We start from the raw sequence: 16,476 nt of genomic DNA on the forward strand, positions 1-16,476 counted from the left end.
GTTCTTGTCGTTATTCCACAAAGCGCATCGATACGCTGCCCAGCTCCTGGAAGCGCGCAACAATGCTGTCGCCGGGCTGCACCGCAATGGCTTCGGTGATCCCGCCACTCATCACGAAGCTGCCGGCCGGCAACATTTCGTCCATCTCGGCGAGGATGTTCACCAGCATGGCGATGGCCTCGGCCGGATGGCCCATGACCGCCGCCGCCGCGCCCATGGCGACGATCTCGCCGTTCTTCTCCATCACCACCCCGAGGGTCGGCAGGTCCAGGTCCTCGACATAGCGGGCGCGGCCACCGCCGACAAAGCGCGCGGACGAGCCGTTGTCGGCGATCACGCTGGCCAGGTCGAACTTGAAGCCGGAAAACCGCGAGTCGATGATTTCCACCGCCGGCAGCACGTAGTCGGTTGCCGCCAGCACGTCGGCGGCGGTGCAGCCGGGGCCCTGCAGGTCGGCCTTCATGACGAAGGCGACTTCGCACTCGACGCGCGGATGAACCAGGTCGGCGGTGCTGATCGCCGAGTTCTCCGGACGCGCCATGCGGTCGGTGAGAAAGCCGATCGAGGGCACGCTGACGCCCATTTGCTGCATCTTGGCCCTGGAGGTCAGCCCGGCCTTCCAGCCGACCTGCTTGTGGCCCTGGGCGATGAAGCGCCGGCGCAATTCGTTCTGCACCGCGTAGCCATCGGCGATGCTCATCTGCGGGTATTCGTTGGTCAGCTTGGGAATGGCATAGGCGCGGGTCTGCGCGCCTTCGACGCGCTCGCACAGGCGCACGATGTCCTCGCGGGACAGGCTGAGGTTGCTGCTCATGCTGCGCTCCTTCCGGAAAACTTCACCCGGCAGCTACCAAGGCCGCCGACCCTGCACACCAGCTCGTCACCGTCGGTGACCGGCACCAGCGCCGACTGCGAACCGGAGAGAATCACCTCGCCGGCCTTGAACGGGATGCCCAGCTCGCCGAGGGTGTTGGCCAGCCAGGCCACGGCGTTGGCCGGGGAACCCTGGACCGCCGCGCCGACGCCAGTGGAGAACAGCTCGCCGTTCTTCTCCAGCACCATGCCGGCCAGGGTGATGTCCAGCTTGCGCGGGTCGCCCTTGGTCTTGCCGAGGACGAACACGCCGCAGGAGGCGTTGTCGGCCACGGTGTCCTGGATCTTGATCTGCCAGTTGCTGATGCGTGAATCGACGATCTCGAAGCACGGCAGCACGTAGTCGGTGGCGCGGATCACGTCCATGGCGGTGATCCCCGGCCCCTTGAGGTCATGCTTGAGGACGAAGGCCAGTTCCGCCTCGGCCTTCGGCTGGATCATCTGGCCGAGGTCGAGACTGTCGCCTTCCTCGTAGAGCATGCCCGAGGTGAGCATGCCGAAGTCCGGCTGGTAGACACCGAGAAACTCCTGCACCGGCTTGCTGGTGGCGCCGATCTTCTTGCCGATGATGCGTTCCCCGGCCGCCAGGCGGCGGGCAACAAACTGTTCCTGGATGCGGTAGGCATCCTCGATGCTGATATCCGGCTCGCGGCTGAGCAGAGGCGCGACAGCGCGACGGCTGAGGAACGCCTGATACAGCTCTTCGCCGTACTGCTCGATCTTTTGCTGGTCCATAAGAGCCTCAGAGTTTCACGCAGACATTGCGGGTTTCGGTGTAGAACTCCAGCGAGTGCACGCCGCCTTCGCGACCGATGCCGGATTGCTTGGAGCCGCCAAACGGGGTGCGCAGGTCGCGCAGGAACCAGCTGTTGATCCAGCTGATGCCCACCTCGATGCGCCCGGCCATGCGGTGCGCGCGCGCCAGGTTGCTGGTCCAGATGGTCGTCGACAGGCCGTAGTCGGTGTCGTTGGCTTTCTGCACCACTTCGTCCTCGCTATCGAAGGGTGAGATGTGGCAGCACGGGCCGAAGATTTCCTCGCGCACCACGGCCGCGGTTTCCGGCAGGCCGGTCCAGATGGTCGGCTGCACCCAGGCACCGGCGGCCAGCTCGGCCGGCATCTGCGGCACGCCGCCGCCGGTGACCAGGGTGGCGCCCTCTTCCACCGCCTTGCGGTAGTAGGACAGCACCTTCTGCTGGTGTTCCAGGCTGATCAGCGGGCCATAGTTGGCCTGATGGTCATCCGGGCGGCCGTACTTGACCGACTCGGCCTTGACCTTCAGCGCCTGCACGAAACGCTCGAAAATCGGCCGCTCGACATACACCCGCTCGGTGCCCAGGCAGACCTGGCCGGTGTTGAGGAACACCGAACGGGCGAAGCTGTCCACCGCCGCATCGAAGTCGGCATCGGCGAACACGATGCCGGCGTTCTTGCCGCCCAGCTCGAAGGACACATCGCGCATGCCCTCGGCCGCGGCCTTCATGATGGCGGTGCCGGTGCGGGTCTCGCCGGTGAAGGTAATCGCATCGACCTGCGGATGGCGGGTGACGAACTCGCCGGCCGAATCCGGGCCGAAACCGTGCACCACGTTGTACACGCCCCTGGGGATGCCCACCGTGTTCATCACCTCACCGAGCAGCGCCGCCGTCTGTGGCGACTCCTCGGACGGCTTGATCACCACGGTATTGCCGCAGGCCAGCGCCGGACCGACCTTCCAGGTCATCAGCATGAACGGCGCATTCCACGGGCAGACCACGCCGACCACGCCCTTGGGCCGGCGGATCGAATAGTTCAGCGCGCCGCGCCCGTCGGGGGTTTCCATCTGGAAGGATTCGCTGGCGACATTGCGGATCACGTCGGCGAACACCTTGAAGTTGGCCGCCCCGCGCGGGATGAACACATGCCGCATGACATGCTCGGGCTGGCCGGTGTCGGACATCTCGGCCTCGACGAAGTCGTCGAAGCGGCGGGTGATTTCGTTGGCCACGCCGTACAGCAGCTCGACGCGCTGCTCGATACTCAGGCCGCCCCACTCGCCATGCAGGGCGGCGCGGGCGGCGCGGACGGCGGCATCGACTTCGCTGCGGCCGGCTTCGCTGACCGAGCAGATGATGCGGTTGTCCAGCGGTGAACGCTTGTCGAAGCGCTGGCCACTGGCCGCCGCGACGTATTCACCGGCGATGAAGTTTTCAATCTGGCGCATGGGAACTCCGTGGAGGTTGTTCTTGATGACTGCTCGCCGTGGCCGCACAGGCCGGCGGGTGCCAATCCCTGAGAGCGAGTCTAGAAAAAGCAGCCAATACCGACTAATACTTTATTTCTGCATCCTCAATACCTAAAAGGTATCGAATCCGGCGTGCCTGCCTGCTGCCGCACAGGCTCCCCCGCGTGTACCGCAAAGGAGCCTGGCGCATGCTCAGATCGCCTTGAACAGCGGGCTGCGCACCTGCTGCGCATCCGCCGCCGAGATGAACTTCTCGGTGTAGATGTCGCGCTCGAACAGGCGCCCCTGCATCAGCGTGCTGATACAGGAATCGATCATCAGCGGCGGTCCGCACAGGTAGGCCTTGTGCCCACGGAAGTCGTTGCCGAAGTGCGCCTTGGCCACGTCATGCACGAAGCCGCGGGCCCCCGTCCAGTCCGAATCCTCCGGCTCGTGGGAGAGCGCCGGCACGTAGGTGAAGTTCGGGTGCTCGCGGGCCATGGCGAGAAACGCGTCGTGGTAATACAGCTCGGCGCGGTGGCGCTGGCCATAGACCAGGGTGATCGGCAGGTCGAAGCCTTCCGCCAGCAGGTCGAGAATCATCGAGCGCGGGCTGGACAGCCCGGAGCCGCCGGCCATGAAGATCACCGGCAGGTGCGCCGACTTCTTCACGAAGAAGCGCCCGTACGGCCCGCTGATGCCGATGCGCTGGCCCACCTGCAGCTGCTCGTGCACGTAGCCGGTGCCGCGGCCACCGGGCACGATGCGGATATTCAGCTCGATCTCGCTGCCGTGCGCCGGCGCGCTGGCCACCGAAAAGGCCCGGCTGCCGATGCCGTCGGGCAACTGCAGGTTGATGTACTGGCCAGCCTGGAAGTGCATGCCCGCCGCCTCGTCGAGCTTGATCCAGACGCCCTTGATGGTCGGCGTCAGGGTCTCGATGCGGCTGACCGTGCCGGCGAAGTCACGCACCGGCAGGTTCTCGGCATCCGGGTCTTCGTCGATTTCCGCCTCGATCACCAGATCGCTCTCGGCCGTGGCGCAGCAGGCCAGGCACTTCTTCTCCTCGCGCTCGAAATCCATCAGGGCGAAGCTGGAGGCCTCGCCATGCTCGATCTCGCCATCCAGCACCTGGATCTTGCAGGTCGCGCACAGCCCGTGACAGCAGGCATGCGGCAGGTAGATGCCGGCACGCAGCGCCGCATCGAGGATGCTCTGGCCTTCCTCGATCTCTATGGTCTGGCCCAGCGGTTCAATCGTCAGCTCGTAACTCATCGCCTGTCCCCCTCTCAGCTGACCGCACAGACGGTGTTGAGGCCCGGCGTCTGGAAGCGCAGCTGGTCCTTGTGGCGGATGCCGTTGGCGGCCAGGCTGGCGGCGAAGTCCGGCACCCAGGGCTGGTTGCCCTTGAGCCAGGTGATGTTGTGCCAGTCGATCAGCGCGGCATCCGGATCGGCCAGCAGCAGCGGCTTGAGCGCGGTTTCCAGCAGTTCGGCAAAGCTGGTCTGCGGCGGCAGGCACAGCAGGAAGGGGGCGGCAAACAGCAGGTGGTGATCCCAGCTGGCGTAGATCAGCTGCTTGCCATTGAAGTTCTCGACCCGGTCACGGGCCACACCGACATATTCTTTAAGGGCGACTACAGGCATGTTGTTCTCCTTGTTGCTGCGCAGGGGCCCGGCCGCGGCAAGCACTGGCCGGGCCCGCTGCGGATTAGTGGTTGGACGTGGCCATGCCGCGCCACATCTCGAAGTTGCGGCGGTCCGCGGAGTCGGCAAAGTCGCCGTTGTCCTGGCCGTCCTTGAGCGATACCCAGTCCATCCAGGCGCCCAGGTCGCCATGGTTCGGCGCCTGGAACAGTGCCGGCATCGGCAGCCAGGCCTGGATGTATTTCTCCGGCTCGTTGTCGAAGATGCCCATGCAGTGATCGGAGCAGAAGTGATAGATCTCGCCCTTGTACTCGACTTCGCGGTGGCAGGTCAGCGTCGGGTCCTGCGGCTCGGTGAACACGCAAGGCAACTGGCAGCACTGGCACAGCTTGGCCAGGCCGAAGTTCTTCACCGGGGTGCCGGCGTCGGCCATTTTCTTCAGGTACGCCCAGCGCGGCCGGTAGTACTTGTCGAAGGTCGTCGGGTACTTGGCCGACAACCACTGCAGGTCCTCTTCCGAGGGGATCCAGGCGTGGAAGGCGGTACCGAAGCTCCACTGGTAGAAACCCAGCATGAACTGGTGCGACATGTGGTCGATCGCCGCTTCGGCGTCATCCCAGCTCTTCGGCGGCCGGATGCCGTAGCGCGCCAGGTCCTTGAACAGCGCCCCGCCGTTCTCGGCGCCGTAGATCTCCCAGGCCTCGCGCCAGGACATGACGCGCTTGGGCAGCATGTAATCCATCATGGTGCTGACCAGGCCGAGCACGCGGAAGCCGCGCCAGAACCACTTGTCGATCCAGCCCTGGACGATCGGCAGGTTGGCCGGATCCTGTTCGAGCATGAACTTGATGCATTCCAGGCCGAGGGTCATGTGCCGCGCCTCGTCCGACTGGGCGGAGAAGCCGAAGGTCACGGTGGCCATGTCGCCGTTGTAGGCGGCACCCGACATGAACGGCACGAACAGCAGGTTGGTCAGCACGTACTCGAAGGAGAAGCCGATCGCGATCATGAACTCAAACGGCCCGGCGGACATGGCATCGTCGAAGAACGAGCGGGCCACCGAGGTGTACCAGATGCGGTCGCGCTGGTCGGCAAAGGCATGGAAGCCGTTGTAGAACTTGTTGTAGTTGGACAGCGCGTGGATCTGCGTCTGCGCGTGGCGGATTTCGTCGATCGCCTGCATCTGGCAGGCCACTTGCGTCCCCACACCGCGGAACTCGCGACCGGCCCGGGCAAAGCCCTTGTGCGCCGAATATTCGGCGGGGCTGATGGCCTGCAGGAAGATCTTCAGCGCCGACAGGTAGCGCGCATCGGTGATGTTGAGGTGGCCGTTGTTCTGCGCATGGGCATCGATGATGGCGTAGAACTTGCGCTCCTTTTCCGCCTGGTACTTCCAGTAGGCATCCATGGTCAGGCGGAACGGGTCTTCCCACTTGTCCCAGTCATGCACCTTGATGCCTTCGTAGGCAATGTACGGGAACACGTCTTCCTTGGTCTGATAGGAAGGCTCCCAGGCCAGGTCGCGGGTCAGCAGCTTGTACTTTTCTTTCAGGGTGAGCTTCTTGTTGGCTGTCTTCATGTCCACAATAAATCTCCTCGCTCAGTTGCCCCAGCTCAGGGTCAGGGAATCTTCATCCTCTTCGACATTGCCGGAGAGCGTGATCAGGTTGACGTTCAGCTCCTGCATGTCGAAGGCACGGCCGAGTTGTTCTTCGATGGTTTCGCGGCGGATCACCAGGCGCCCGGGGGCATTGATCTTGACCATCGCCGGTTCGCGGTTGACTACCGCCGCGGGGTTGTCCAGTTCGATCGCCTCGATGATCGGGCGGGTTTCTTCGTTGGTTTGCAGCGCAATAAATACGGTTGACATGGGAACCTCTCAGAGCACGATGCCGGTTTTGTCGAGGCGCACCTTGAAGGCAGCCAGTTGTTCGCCCATCAGTTCATCGGCCTGATCGGCGAACTCCTGCTCGATCACCGGCAGCAGGGCCGCCGCCGCACGATCACGCCAGGCACAGGTCCAGGCCTGCAGCTGGGCGCGGTTCTGCTCGGATTCGGCCGCCGCCACCTTGAGCACGGCGTCGACCCACTTGCGCGTCTCGTCGAACCAGTCGCTCATGAACTGGGTGAGCATGGCCACCGCCGAACCACCGTTGGCGGCAATCTGCTCATCGACGATGCGCTCGTAGACCAGCGGGTAAAGCAGGCCGTCCAGTGCCACGTTCTGCGCGACGAACAGCTCGAACGGATCGCGCACCACCATGCAGTCCTCGGTGTAGCGGCGCAGGCCCTGCCAGGTCTCGTCGTCCAGCCAGGCCGCCTTGCCGGCCTCGAGGGCCTCGGTGCCGCCGAGCAGCAGGCCGATGCGCGACAGGTACTGCGCGGTGCCGAGGTTATCCATCGCGTGGTAGATGCACGGCTGGGTGAACACCGTGCCGTAGCCGTAGCTGCAGATGAAGGTGTTGTTCAGGTTGGCGCCCCAGGCCGCGTGGCGCAGCGGCACCAGCAGGTTGAGCGCGCGCTGGCGCAGCGCCTCCGGCAGCATGTCGGCCAGGCCGCGGGTTTCGACGAAGTTGAAGTTGGCTTCGGCGTTTTCCTGCTGGCGCGCACGCGCCAGGGTGTAGGTGCTGTAGTAGAACTGGCGGGGATCCTTCAGAGCGTACCAGTCGCGCATGACGATCCTGGTGATGCCCGCATCGTAGAGCTCCTGCTCCGGGTCCCAGGTAGGCCGGTAGTGCAGGTTCTCGGCGGCCTGGATGTCATAGCTGCCTTCCTGGTAGCGCGAGGCCGGCTTGTCGCCAAAGCGACGGGCCAGATGGTCGAACGTCTGCCGCAAGGGCGTGATGCTGACCGTACGCAAATCGATATGCATGTTGTCTCTCCAGCCGCGCGTCACTCCGGGGTGACGCGCGCAATTGGGTTAATGTTTGAAACGCACCTGGGTGGCATCCGCCAGCCGCCAGTTCCACTCGGCCTCGGCGCCTTGCCCGCCAGGCGCGGCGGGCGCGGCCATCAACTGCACGCGGTTGGTGCTGCAGAATTCCGCGAAGGCTTCGTGGGTCAGGATCATCTCGACGAACAGTTCGGGCTCGCCGATGGCAAAGTCGAACTCGACAAAGCGGCTGCCGCGGTTGCCGGTGACCCGCACGAAACGCTTGCGCGTATCCAGCGTGGCCGGCTGCAGGTCCAGGGATTGCTCGGAGGCATTCATGGCGCAGCCCTCAGGTCACGACGGTGAGGAAACTTTCGTGCAGCTTGCGCTGCGGGTAGTCGAGACCCTGGGCGAAGTTGTCGAAGGTCCAGGTCAGCGGCTGGTAGTCCGGATACGGGTGGTAGCCGCCCATGAAGGTTTCGAAGCGGTTGCCGGAGGGGTCCCAGGCATAGATGGTGCAGCCGCGGGTGACGCCGTGGCGGGTCGGGCCGATGTCCACGTTGACCTTGTTCATCGACATGATGTCGCCGGCGCGCAGCACCTGCTCCCACGACTCGAGGAGGAACGAGCAGTGGTGCAGCTTGCCCTTCTCCGGGTACTCGACAAAGGCGATGTCGTGGACCTTGTGCGAACAGGACAGCCAGATGCCGAGGTCGCTGCCGCCATCCTCGCTGAGCACGCGCTCGACCAGGAAGAAGCCCAGCACCTCGGTGAAGATCTTCTGCACCTCGGCGATGTTCGGCCCGTAGAGCAGGCAGTGATCGAGCTGCACCGGCGCGATGCCGTGCTCGCGCTGCAGGTTCCAGGGCGCCGGGTTGATGGCGGGGATGCCGTTGCCGACCTGGGTTTTCTCCGCATACAGCTCGATCAGATGCCCCGACGGCAGCTCGAAGCGCACGCGCTCGCCGGTTTCCAGCAGCTCGCCCGCCGGAATGCGGGTGGTGGCCAGGCCGTAGGCCTGCAGGTCGGCATCCAGTTTGTCCAGGGTGGCCTTGTCGAGCACCTTGAAACCAAAGAAATCGATACCGGCGCTCTCCGCCTCGCGGATCACGTAGCAGTTGTGGTCGCGTTCATCCCAGCATTTGAAATACACCCGCCCCTGCGCATCCCGCCCGGTTTCCACCAGGCCCAGCACGTCGCGGTAGAACTGGATGCCTTCTTCTAGATTCAACACGCGCACCTGGGCATGCCCTGGGCGCAATACACCTGTCATCGCCATTTCTTGTCTCCATTGTTGGCCGGATGAGGTTGGCTCTGCGCATGCCCCGCGGGGGGCTGGCGACTAGCCGGATTTACAGCCTCGACCTAACATTGCAGAGATGATGCCAACAAATGCATGTTGTTGATTTAAAAGGATTAACCATGAAATTCAGGGCGAATCCGCAGACCCCGGGCATGACGCTTTTGTCCGTTGCCCCGCAGCGCCTTACAAAAACGTAAGGCTGTCCCCGGGCGAGCCGGCCGGCGGCCGCGCGGGGCGGGAGAAATTGCGGGGGGGCCGGGCAGCGTTCAGCGCGGGTTTATGGGGCTCGGCCTTCTGACGGGGCCTGGTCGCCAGCAGCACCGCTTGTGCAGGGCGGGTGCAACCCGCCGTTGCTGCGCGGGTTGCACCCGCCCTACCAAATCGAGCAATAAACTTCCCCGCTGGCACGGACTAAAGGCCCAGTCAGGAGCGTGAGCGGAATCGGTGGGGCCACCAGGCAGCCACAACCATTTCAGCGCCAGGCCGATGGCTAATAGCCGCTACCCGCCCCCCGTTAATCCGGGCAAAAAAAATGCGCCGAAACGACGCATCTGGCACAAGGCGGCTTAACAATCAGGTATTCCCCGCGCCAAGGCGCGGTTGTTGGCGGAATGACGGTTTGGCCACAAGCCTCAAGGTTCAGCGCTAAAGGTTTTGCTCAGGCATCGTGCTCCGGCGGTTCGGCCCCGCCGAGGACCTGTTTCACCCGGTACGCCAGTTGCCGGCGGGTGATGCCGAGCAGACGCGCGGCATGTGTGAGGTTGCCGCGCGCGCGGTCTACCGCGAGGCGCAGCAGGCGTGCTTCGTGGGCCTGCAGATCGAAGCCGTCTTCCAGCAGGGTCTCGTAGAGCTGGTCCTTGCGCGCCTCGTCGGCATTGCCCACCCGCCCCTGGCGGTCGATCGCAGCGCCCGGCGCCGCGGCCGGCGCCATGCCGGGAAACAGGTGCTCGACCTCGATCTGCCCGTCGGACGGCGCCAGCAGCACCGCCCGCTCGATCAGGTTCTCCAGCTCGCGGACATTGCCCGGCCAGTCGTAGGCCATCAGGCCGAGCATGGCCAGGTCGCTGATGCCCTGGATGTGCTTGTGATACAGCGGCGAGTATTTCTCGATCAGCACCGAGACCAGCACCGGGATGTCCGACTTGCGCTTGCGCAGCGGCGGAATCTCCAGCGGGTAGGTGGCCAGGCGGTAGTAGAGATCGGCGCGAAAGCGGCCCTCGGCAATCGCCTGCTGCAGGTTGACGTTGGTCGCCGCGACCAGGCGCACGTTGACCTTGCGCAGCTTGTCGTCACCCAGCCGCTCGAGTTCGCCGGTCTGCAGCACGCGCAGCAGCTTGACCTGGGCCGAGGGCGACAGTTCGCCCAGCTCATCGAGGAACAGGGTGCCGCCATCGGCGCGCTCGAAGCGCCCGGGACGGGAACATTGCGCGCCGGTATAGGCGCCCTTCTGCACGCCGAACAGCTCCGACTCGATCAGGTCGTTGGGAATCGCGGCGCAGTTGACCGCGACGAACGGCTTGTCTGCCCGTGTGCTGTTTTCGTGCAGCCAGCGGGCGAAGACCTCCTTGCCGACCCCGGTTTCACCCAGCAGCAGCACGGTGATCGGGCTGCTGGCGGCCTTGCTGAGCAGGCTGAAGGCGGCGCGGAAGGTCGGCGAACTGCCGACCAGCTTGCCCGCGGCGCGCTGCTCGCGCTGGCGCCCCTGAACTTGCCACAGCTCGTCCTGCAACTGCTCGAACGAGGTTTCCTGGTCCTTGGGCTCCAGGCAGTACTCGAGGAAGGCGGCATCGCCCCAGTCCTCGGCCGGCTTGCCCTCGAGCACGCAGCGCGGATCACCGCAGCAGACGCACTGGGTTTCGCGGAAAATGATGTCGCGCTTGAAGAAGCGGCTGGTATAGCCCGAGGCATAGCCCGCCAGGTTCCAGCAGGCCGGCTCGTCACCGACGCCGAACAGTTGCAGGTGGGACTCGCCTTCCCAGGAGTTGTCGCAGTTCACCGAACCGATGAACACGCCCTTTTCCCAGTCGATTTCGGCTTCGGTAATGGTCGAGCGCACCAAGCCCTCGAACGCATGCAGCTCCGGGCCGATCTTGAACACGTCATAGGCATCGCCCTCGCCATACAGCTTGTGCGCGAGGTCGGCATCCTGCTGGCCGGCGGCAAAGCCCATGCGAAACAGCAGGCGCCAGGCGCGCTTGGGGCCCAGCGATTCGATCATCTCCTGACGCAGGGCGCCGAAGGCCTTGGCGTGCATCAGCAGCATGCGGTTCTCGTCGAGCCAGATCTGCCCGCTCTCGATATTGAAGCGCAGCCGGGAACGCAGGTTGAAGCGTTCGACTAGGGGTTGCTCTGCCATGAAGATTCCTGAATCGGGTCCAAGCACGGGCCTTTCGCCCCGCTGGGCCGCGGGGGCCCTGCGGGGCGCAGGCATTTGTTGTTGTACGTGCAATCTGCAGCCTTCGCCATACGGACTACAGTTTAGGCCGTTCGCTTGCCACTCGCCTCTGCTGTTTGCCGGCAGCCGGCCATGGCCAGGGGTGCCCGGCCAGTTGGCTGCGGGCGCGGATCATGCCGCCGCGGCAGCCTTCGGCCGCAGCAGGAAGTGCGCCAGCGCCGGCAGCAGGATCAGCGCACCGAGCATGTTCCAGATGAACATGAACGCCAGCAGGATGCCCATGTCGGCCTGGAACTTGATCGGCGACAGGACCCAGGTGGCCACGGCGATGCCCAGGGTGATGCCGGTCAGCACCACCACCTTGCCGGTGAACAGCAGCGCCTGGTAATACGCCTCGGACAGCGACATGCCTTCCTTCAGCCGCGCCAAGGTCACGGTCATCACATACAGCGCGTAGTCCACGCCGATGCCGACACCCAGCGCAATCACCGGCAGGGTGGCCACCTTGACCCCGATGTTCAGCCAGACCATCAGCGCCTCGCAGAGCACCGAGGTGATCATCAGCGGCACCACGGCGCAGATCACCGCCCGCCACGAACGGAAGGTGATGAAGGCGAGCAGGATCACCGCCGCGTAGACCAGGAACAGCATCTGCACGTTGGCTTTCTTCACCACGATGTTGGTTGCCGCCTCAATCCCGGCATTGCCCGCCGCATTGAGGAAGCGGATCTCGGCGCTGTTGTATTTGCCGGCAAAGGCCTCCACCACCTCGACCACGCTGGTCAGGGTGTCGGCCTTGTGATCCTTGAGGTAGGCGTAGACCGTGAGCAGGTCGCAGTTCTGGTTGAACACTTCACGCGGCGCACGGGTGATGATCGCATTGAGCATGTCCTGCGAGCGCGGCACCTCGGACCACTTCAGGCTGCCCTCGTTCATCCCCGAGTTGGCCACCTTGGCGATGCTCGCCAGCGAACTGACCGCCTCCACGCCCGGCAGTTGCTGCAGCTCGCGTGACAGCGCATCCACCGCCATCAGGGTGCTGTAGTGGGCGCAGGCATATTGCGGGGTCTTGACCATGATGATGAACACATCACTGCTCGCCGCATAATTGGCCACCATGAAGGCATTGTCGCGGTTGTAGCGCGAATCGGCACGCAGCTCCGGCGCGCCCGGATCGGTATCGCCGATCTTCAGCTGGGTACTCACCGCCAGGCCGAAGGCGCCCAGGCCCAGCCCCAGGGCAAGGGCCAGGCCGGCCCAGGGAGTGCGGGTGAACAGGTCAAGGAAGGCCCAGAACGGGTGCTTCTTGTGCTGCACATCGCCCTCGTCCTGCACTTCGGCCTTGAGGCTGCGCCGCGCGGCCACCAGGCTGACGCCGGTATAGGACAGCAGGATCGGCAGCAGCACCAGGTTGGTGAAGATCAGCACGGCCACGCCGATGCTCGCGGTAATCGCCAGGTCCTGGATGACCTGGATATCGATCACCATCAGCACGGCAAAGCCCACCGCATCGGCGAGCAAGGCGGTCAACCCGGCGAGGAACAGGCGGCGGAAGGTATAGCGCGCCGCCACCAGGCGGTGGGTGCCGCGGCCGATGTCCTGCATGATGCCGTTCATCTTCTGCGCGCCGTGGCTCATGCCGATGGCGAACACCAGGAACGGCACCAGCACCGAATACGGGTCCAGCTCGTAGCCCAGGGTCGGCAACAGGCCGAGCAGCCAGACCACCGCGACCAGCGAACAGAACACCACCAGCAGGGTGCTGCGCAGGCAGCGGGTGTACCAGTAGAGCACCGCCGTGCAGATCACGATGGCCGCGGCAAAGAACACCAGCACCTGGCGCAGGCCGTCGATCAGGTCGCCGACCACCTTGGCAAAGCCGGTGACATGGATGGCGATCTGCTCCGACTCGTACTTGCTGCGCAGCTGCTCGACCTTCTGCGACAGCGCGTGGTAATCGATGCGCTCACCGGTTTCGGCAACCTTTTCCTGCAGCGGCACCAGCACGATGCTCGACTTGAAATTGGCCGCGACCAGCTGGCCGACCTCTCCCGAACGCTCGACATTCAGGCGCACCTGTTCGAGGCTCTCGCGCGAACCGTCATAGCCATCGGGGATGACCGTACCGCCATCCAGGCCTTCCTCGGTCACCCCGGTCCAGCGTACCGAGGGCGCCCACAGCGACTTCATGTACGGGCGATCCACACCCGGCAGGAGGAACACCTCATCACTGAGCTTGCGCACCGTTTCCAGGTATTCGGCATCGAAGATCGTGCCTTGCCTGGCTTCCACCGCGATGCGCAGCGTGTTGCCCATGCCGGACAACTGCTTGCGGTTCTCGAGGAAATTGACAATGTACGGATGACTGGTCGGAATCATCTTCTCGAAGGCCGCGTTGAGCGACAGGCCGAGCGCCTGGTAACCGAGCAGCAGCGTGGTCAGCAGGCACAGCACCACGATCACCAGGCGATTGTTGAACAGCAGGCGTTCACCGAAGGTTCCCGACTGCTGGTCGAAGTCCTGCAGGTCCGCGATGACGGTTTCCGACGCGTTGAAATGGGCATGACTCATGATTAATTCCCCGCCACGACTGCATCAGGCTCGATCCGCGACAAGCCGCGTGACCCTGAAATGATCAGCGCACCATCCGCTGCCTCGAGAATGCCGCTCAGGCCGGCGCCGGCCTGAACCTGTAGCGCCACGAACGTGCGGCCCGCATCGCTGCTGCGCAGGAAGCCACCGCTTTCATCGGCCAGCAGCCAGCTACCATCCTGCAGCCGCAGGCCCGCCGTGAGCGTCACCGCGTGCGGCAGCCCGATATGTTCCCAGCTGGCCCCGCCATCCGTGCTGCGCCAGGCATTGCCGCGCAGGCCATAGGCCAGCAGGGTGTTGTCGTCGACGCTGAGGGCACCGAAGAAGGTGCCGGGATACGGCGTGCGCACTTCGCTGAACTGCACACCGCCATCCGTCGAGCGGAACAGCGCACCCTGCTCACCGGCGACCAGCAACTGGCCGTGCCCGGCCTGGACCTGATAGAGGTGCTTGCCGCGCGGGTTGGGTATCCGCCCGACCAGCGACTGCCAGCTGTTGCCGCCATCGGCCGTCACCACGGCGATGCCGTAGGCACCGACGGCGTAGCCATGCAGGGCATCGCTGAAGTGCACGCCGAGGAACGGCTTGTCCGGACCGTCACTGACCAGGAATTCGGCGCTGCGCACAGCGGCGGCGGCGCCCTCCTCCCCGGCCGCCAGGCGCTGGCGGGCATCGTCCAGGATGATCTGCGCGGCTTGCCGGCCATCCAGCTGGCGCTGCCAGGTTTCCCCGCCATCGCTGCTGTGCAGGATCACCCCGCTGTGGCCGACCGCCCAGCCGTGGCTGGCGGAAACGAAATCGACATCGGTCAGCAGCACACTCACCGGCACGCTGCCGGCCTGGCGCCAGCTGCGCCCCTGGTCGTCGGAGAGCAGCACCGCGCCGCGTTCGCCAACCGCGACCAGGCGCTCGCCGGCCTGCGCCACGGCGAGTTGCAGGGCCGTCTGGGCGCGGGCATTGTGCTGCGCCGGAAGATCCAGCAGGTCAGGCACGCTGGCCGTGTCGGCGGCGCTGGAAAGACTGGCCAGGCTGGCCAGGCACAGGGCCGCGACGGCCCGCCGGAGCGGATTGAATGCGGGCATTTTGGGTACTCGAAGCCATCCCCGTTCCTGCGCGGCACGCGCCACGGCGATGCCTGCAGGAAGGAGGATCTAGGTAAGAGACGGCTGCCACCCGGCGCATCAGGCGGGGTGGCAGCACCGGGACAGCAACCCTGAACTCAGCGAATGCCTTCGCCGGCCACCGAGTCGCCGGTGAAGTACATCTCCGGTTTGCGCTCGACGATCTGGAACACCGCCTCGTTGAGCGACTGGGTGGTGCTCATGGTGCCGGCCTGCAGGTTGAACACATGCGCCGGCTTGAGTTCCAGCAAGGGCACCGAGGGCACCACGAACGGCGTGACCTGGGTGGTGCGCCAGAGCTTGCCTTCGCTGTCGTAGCCGTCCATCAGCAGGATCATCCAGGAGTCCTCATCGAAGAACACCCGCCGCGTCGGCACCGCATGCCGCTTGCCGGCGGCGACAGTGGCCTCGACTTCCCAGACCCGGTGCTTTTCCCAGCGCATCAGGTCGGGGTTCAGGTGATGCTGGCCGTAGGCCTGGTCCACTGTCGCGGTAACCAGCGCGTTGCTGTTGTACGGCACGTACAGCTCGCGCTTGCCCACCAGTTTCCAGTCGTAGCGGTCGAGGTGGCCCATGAAGGCCTGCACTTCATCGAAGTAGTTGGCCCCGGAAGCAACGAAATCGGGGGTGTCATAGGCGACTGTCGGCGCGCGGCGCACACGGCGCTGGCCCACCAGGTACTGCCAGGCCTGGCGCGAATTGGCCACGTCGATGCTGTCGCGGAACACCAGCGACTCGCCGGCCTTGAACGGTGGCGCGATGGTGCTGAAGCGTTGCAGCCAGTACTCGCCGCTCCAGGTATCGGCAGCGCCGTCCTTGTAGTAGTACGGGTACTGGTTGGCCTCGTCGTTCATGGTCGCCAGGGCGCGCGTACCATCGGAAGTGAGGATGATGTTCTTGAAGCTGGCCAGCTCGGAAGCCTCGGCTTCGACGCGCAGCAGGTGGTTCCAGATGACCTCCACGCCGGTCTGCGGAATCGGGAAGGGAATCCCGCCATAGCAGCCCTGCAGCGACAGGCCGTTGTCCTTGAGCTGGCACTGCGTGGCGTTTTTCAGAGTGTTGTCATACACGTATTGCGGGGCCGCGGCGGTGCGGTGCGCGGGGTACACGTCGACGCGGAAGCTGTCCGGGTACTTCTTCAGCAGCGCCTGGGTGCCCTCGGACAGGTTGGCGGCAAACTGCGCCATGTTCTGCGCGCTGATCTTCTCCAGCGGCTGCTCGCCGGCAAACACCTGAACCGGGATATCGCCGATCTTCTGCTCGGAAACCGCCAGCCCGGCCACGCCGCTCCAGGCCGGAATGCTGCCGTCCTGGTTGCCGGCCTTCTCGCCGCCCAGCGGGGTCAGGTTGCTGTTCAGGGCCGCTGCGGCCTCGGCGCTCACGGCGGCTTGTGCGGCCTGCATGCCCAGCAGGCTGACAGCCATGGCGGTGCACAGAATGGTTTTCTTAAACATGGTCATTAACCTCGAAT

14 protein-coding genes are annotated in these 16,476 nt (G+C 64.8%); all 14 read right to left on the reverse strand.

Annotated elements, in window-relative coordinates; all coding sequences use genetic code 11:
- Positions 1-10: 10 nt before the first annotated feature.
- Positions 11-814 carry a 2-oxo-3-hexenedioate decarboxylase gene (gene dmpH / locus ISX93_RS03425; protein ID WP_195777311.1) on the reverse strand — a complete coding sequence of 268 codons (804 nt, stop codon included), beginning with the start codon at positions 812-814 and terminating at the stop codon, positions 11-13.
- Positions 811-1,608 (reverse strand): 2-oxopent-4-enoate hydratase, encoded by a 798-nt coding sequence (gene dmpE, locus ISX93_RS03430; protein ID WP_195777312.1) that lies wholly within the window; start codon positions 1,606-1,608, stop codon positions 811-813. The genes dmpH and dmpE overlap by 4 nt, the downstream gene beginning before the upstream one ends.
- 7 nt (positions 1,609-1,615) lie before the next feature.
- Positions 1,616-3,076, reverse strand: a complete 1,461-nt coding sequence (locus ISX93_RS03435) for a 2-hydroxymuconic semialdehyde dehydrogenase (protein WP_195777313.1) — start codon at positions 3,074-3,076, stop codon at positions 1,616-1,618.
- 213 nt (positions 3,077-3,289) lie between these two features.
- Entirely contained in the window at positions 3,290-4,351 is a 1,062-nt protein-coding gene (locus ISX93_RS03440; protein WP_195777314.1) for an NADH:ubiquinone reductase (Na(+)-transporting) subunit F, read from the reverse strand.
- A 14-nt stretch (positions 4,352-4,365) separates the two neighbouring features.
- On the reverse strand, positions 4,366-4,722 hold the full coding sequence (locus ISX93_RS03445; protein WP_195777315.1) for a phenol hydroxylase subunit P4: 357 nt from the start codon (positions 4,720-4,722) through the stop codon (positions 4,366-4,368).
- Positions 4,723-4,786: 64 nt separating this feature from the next.
- Positions 4,787-6,307: a YHS domain-containing protein gene (locus ISX93_RS03450; protein WP_195777316.1), complete on the reverse strand. Its 1,521-nt coding sequence runs from the start codon at positions 6,305-6,307 to the stop codon at positions 4,787-4,789.
- A gap of 15 nt (positions 6,308-6,322) precedes the next feature.
- Positions 6,323-6,592: an MmoB/DmpM family protein gene (locus ISX93_RS03455; RefSeq protein WP_195777317.1), complete on the reverse strand. Its 270-nt coding sequence runs from the start codon at positions 6,590-6,592 to the stop codon at positions 6,323-6,325.
- Between the two features lie 9 nt (positions 6,593-6,601).
- Positions 6,602-7,594: an aromatic/alkene monooxygenase hydroxylase subunit beta gene (locus tag ISX93_RS03460; RefSeq protein ID WP_195777318.1), complete on the reverse strand. Its 993-nt coding sequence runs from the start codon at positions 7,592-7,594 to the stop codon at positions 6,602-6,604.
- Positions 7,595-7,642: 48 nt separating this feature from the next.
- Complete coding sequence (locus tag ISX93_RS03465; protein WP_195777319.1) at positions 7,643-7,933, reverse strand: phenol hydroxylase subunit; 291 nt, start codon at positions 7,931-7,933, stop codon at positions 7,643-7,645.
- A 10-nt stretch (positions 7,934-7,943) separates the two neighbouring features.
- Positions 7,944-8,873, reverse strand: coding sequence for a catechol 2,3-dioxygenase (locus ISX93_RS03470; protein WP_195777320.1), 930 nt, complete (start codon positions 8,871-8,873; stop codon positions 7,944-7,946).
- A 682-nt stretch (positions 8,874-9,555) separates the two neighbouring features.
- On the reverse strand, positions 9,556-11,253 hold the full coding sequence (locus tag ISX93_RS03475; protein WP_195777321.1) for a sigma-54-dependent Fis family transcriptional regulator: 1,698 nt from the start codon (positions 11,251-11,253) through the stop codon (positions 9,556-9,558).
- 210 nt (positions 11,254-11,463) lie between these two features.
- Positions 11,464-13,863 (reverse strand): efflux RND transporter permease subunit, encoded by a 2,400-nt coding sequence (locus ISX93_RS03480; protein ID WP_195777322.1) that lies wholly within the window; start codon positions 13,861-13,863, stop codon positions 11,464-11,466.
- A 2-nt stretch (positions 13,864-13,865) separates the two neighbouring features.
- Entirely contained in the window at positions 13,866-14,966 is a 1,101-nt protein-coding gene (locus ISX93_RS03485) for a WD40/YVTN/BNR-like repeat-containing protein (RefSeq protein ID WP_195777323.1), read from the reverse strand.
- 137 nt (positions 14,967-15,103) lie between these two features.
- The gene (locus ISX93_RS03490) at positions 15,104-16,459 is read right to left on the reverse strand and encodes a DUF1329 domain-containing protein (RefSeq protein ID WP_195777324.1); all 1,356 of its coding nucleotides are present in this window, start codon (positions 16,457-16,459) and stop codon (positions 15,104-15,106) included.
- Positions 16,460-16,476 lie beyond the last annotated feature (17 nt).

This window comes from Pseudomonas sp. N040, assembly GCF_015637705.1.
Lineage (GTDB): Bacteria > Pseudomonadota > Gammaproteobacteria > Pseudomonadales > Pseudomonadaceae > Aquipseudomonas.